The 794-nt window shown below is 55.2% G+C and carries 1 protein-coding gene; it reads left to right on the plus strand.

The window, feature by feature from the left end:
- The first annotated feature begins 16 nt into the window (after positions 1-16).
- On the plus strand, positions 17-739 hold the full coding sequence (locus GCT19_RS42340) for an IS6 family transposase (protein WP_152855117.1): 723 nt from the start codon (positions 17-19) through the stop codon (positions 737-739).
- Positions 740-794 lie beyond the last annotated feature (55 nt).

The raw sequence follows: 794 nt of genomic DNA on the forward strand, positions 1-794 counted from the left end.
ATTTTTGAGCTGTGCGATGAAGAAGACGAAGACACCGCGAACCACACTCGCGCCGGGCTTGGCCAAGGTGCTGAAGCGCCTTCACTACCCGCTTGAAGTGATTTTGCTGTGCGTGCGATGGTACGTGGCCTATTCGCTGAGTTTGCGCAATCTTGCGGAAATGATGGACGAGCGTGGTATCGCGGTGGATCATTCGACGGTGTACCACTGGGTCATCAAACTGCTGCCGCTCTTCGAAAGGGGCTTCCGCCAGCACAAGCGTCCGGTTGGGAAAAGCTGGCGAATGGACGAGAGCTATATCAAGATCAAAGGCGAGTGGAAATATCTTTACCCGGCAGTGGACAAGGCGGGCGACACGGTCGACTTCCTGCTCAGGGCCAGGCGGGACAAGGTCGCTGTCCGGCGGTTCTTTGAAAAGGCGATCGCCCATAATGGTACGCCAGAGACCGTGACCATCGACAAAAGCGGCTCCAATCTGGCCGCACTGGATGCAGTGAATGCCGATTGCGAGACGCCGATCAAGGTCCGTCAGATCAAGTACCTGAACAACATTGTCGAACAGGACCATCGGGCTATCAAACGCCGGACCCGGCCGATGCTGGGATTCAAGAACTTCCACCGTGCGAGGGTCATTCTCGGCGGCATCGAGGTAATGCACATGATCAGGAAAGGACAGATGAAATGTGCGGGCAAAGACCCGTCGCCTGCTTCCCAGCAGTTTTACTCCCTTGTGTCATAAGCAATACTTATCATATCGACATTTCTCGTCCCGACACCCTTACTGCAACAGAACC

Origin of the sequence: Paraburkholderia atlantica, from assembly GCF_009362785.1 — a bacterium.
In the GTDB taxonomy this organism is placed as follows: Bacteria; Pseudomonadota; Gammaproteobacteria; order Burkholderiales; family Burkholderiaceae; genus Paraburkholderia; species Paraburkholderia atlantica.

Bases quoted from the DNA above. Each gene is read 5' to 3' on its own strand.
- GCT19_RS42340 (WP_152855117.1), top strand. From the start codon at position 17: ATGAAGAAGACGAAGACACCGCGAACCACACTCGCGCCGGGCTTGGCC.